Below are 1,904 nucleotides of genomic sequence, written 5' to 3' on the forward strand. Positions count from 1 at the left end.
AAAGAAGATTCGCCAGAGATTGCCAGCTTGGGTATAGTCATCTCAATCGTGAGATTCATAGCTCTTGGCAACTACATTGCCAAAAGCTAGTCCAGTCAAGGCGAAATCCCCGACTTCTTGGACAAGTCGGGGATCTAAACTGCTAGGGATTGCTTGTAACTCATTCGTAATGCACGCTCATCCTGTCGGATCGTCACTGACTTTAACAATCAGCTTGCCAAAGTTTTTCCCTTGCAGTAAACCGATGAAGGCGTGGGGCGCGTTTTCCAACCCCTCGACAACGTCTTCTTTATACTTAAGCTTGCCTTCCTGCAACCACTGAGAAACATCATTTACGAACTCTGCCTGACGCTGTTGGTAATCACCGACCAGAAAACCTTTTATTAAAGCGCGTTTAACCAACAGTGGCATTAAATTAGGCACAGGAGGAAGATTTTCTGCGTTGTACTGCGAGATTAGACCAACCAGTGGGATTCTTGCCCCAAGATTAATCTGCTACAACACGGCTTCTAAAATTGCACCCGCCGTATTGTCAAAATAAACATCGATTCCATTAGGACAAGCCGCTTTCAGTGCTGAACTTAGGTCTTGAGTTTTGCGGTTAATGCAGGCATCAAACCCTAATTCTTTCACCACGTAATCGCATTTTTCCTCACTACCAGCCACGCCCACTGCCCGACAGCCTTTGAGTTTGGCAATTTGTCCGGCTACAGAACCGACTGCGCCAGAGGCAGCAGAAACGACAACCGTTTCGCCTGCTTGGGGTTGCCCAATATCAAGCAGCGCGAAATATGCCGTCATTCCGGGCATCCCCGTTATGCCCAAGGCATAGGAGATGGGGGCTTGATTGGGGTCAAGCTTACGCAACGTTTCGCCCTTGGATACGCCATAGGCTTGCCAACCGTCATAACCCAGCACAAAATCTCCGGCTGAGAATTGGGGATGGTTCGATTTCACGACTTGGCTGACTGTGCCACCAACCATCACGGAACCCAATTCTGCTGGAGAAGCATACGATTCGCGATCGCTCATCCGACCGCGCATATAGGGGTCGAGGGACAGGTAGATCGTGCGGTTGAGAACTTCGCCTTCCCCTGGTTCTGGAATTGGGGTTTCGACTAGGGCGAAATCACTCTCTTTTGGTTCCCCAACTGGGCGGCTTTTGAGTAAGATTTGTTGGTTAGTTGAATTAGGCATTGATGATTCCTATTTCTTCCAATGCGTTGAGCATCGATTAGTGCTGTACCAGGCTGGACAATCATCCCAACAAGCTTACTAACGATTGCAGTTGATGATCGCTGGCTCAACATCTTTCATCAGAAATAATTTGGAGAGAGTTACCGAACGCGATCGGCAATACGTTCTGGTAGATAGCAATGTGATGTTACGGTTTGTGGATCTCTCTACCCTAACGGTAAAGCTGCCTTGAGTTATTGGTGGGATAGTGAATTAAAGTTATTGATGTGTCATTTAATAGATGGTTTATGACCGCGACAGTAATGTGTTAACTATTTGCAACGGATCAAAGCCGATCCATGCTTCCTTCTTCAATGCCAGAGTACGCTCTCCTAAAAGATCCTCAACGAGCTTTACACTAATCTGATTCCCAGATGTATGTACTGCTTGAAGCTCATTATTAAATCCTTCTAAATCTTGCTGCGTTTTAAGCGAAATACCGCATACTACTGCTAAGCCTGGGATTACAGCCCATCTCCTTATTGCTTCAAGCTCATCTTCAAGATTTTTCCCCTTGTCACTAATATTTTGAAGGGGCATTATGCCAGTAAAGTATTGAAAGTATTCAATAGCATAGCTAAATAATTCAATAGGTAATGTTGCAATTGCATTTGCTAGTGAAAGAATTGGAAGTAAATCTTTGTGTTGCTCTGGTGCTACCCATCGCT

2 protein-coding genes and 1 pseudogene are annotated in these 1,904 nt (G+C 45.7%); 1 reads left to right on the forward strand and 2 read right to left on the reverse strand.

What is annotated here, in order from left to right; translation table 11 throughout:
* Positions 1 to 177 precede the first annotated feature (177 nt).
* Positions 178 to 1,197, reverse strand: a pseudogene (locus tag H6F63_RS00135) (NADP-dependent oxidoreductase).
* A gap of 94 nt (positions 1,198 to 1,291) precedes the next feature.
* Between H6F63_RS00135 and H6F63_RS00140 the strand changes: the two are divergent.
* Complete coding sequence (locus H6F63_RS00140) at positions 1,292 to 1,429, forward strand: hypothetical protein (protein WP_190633858.1); 138 nt, start codon at positions 1,292 to 1,294, stop codon at positions 1,427 to 1,429.
* Positions 1,430 to 1,482: 53 nt separating this feature from the next.
* Here the strand turns inward: H6F63_RS00140 and H6F63_RS00145 are convergent.
* Positions 1,483 to 1,904 (reverse strand): hypothetical protein (locus tag H6F63_RS00145; RefSeq protein ID WP_190633860.1); only part of this gene is annotated, 422 nt, incomplete at its 5' end.

The sequence above is a fragment of the Trichocoleus sp. FACHB-40 genome, assembly GCF_014695915.1.
Lineage (GTDB): Bacteria > Cyanobacteriota > Cyanobacteriia > Cyanobacteriales > FACHB-T130 > Funiculus > Funiculus sociatus.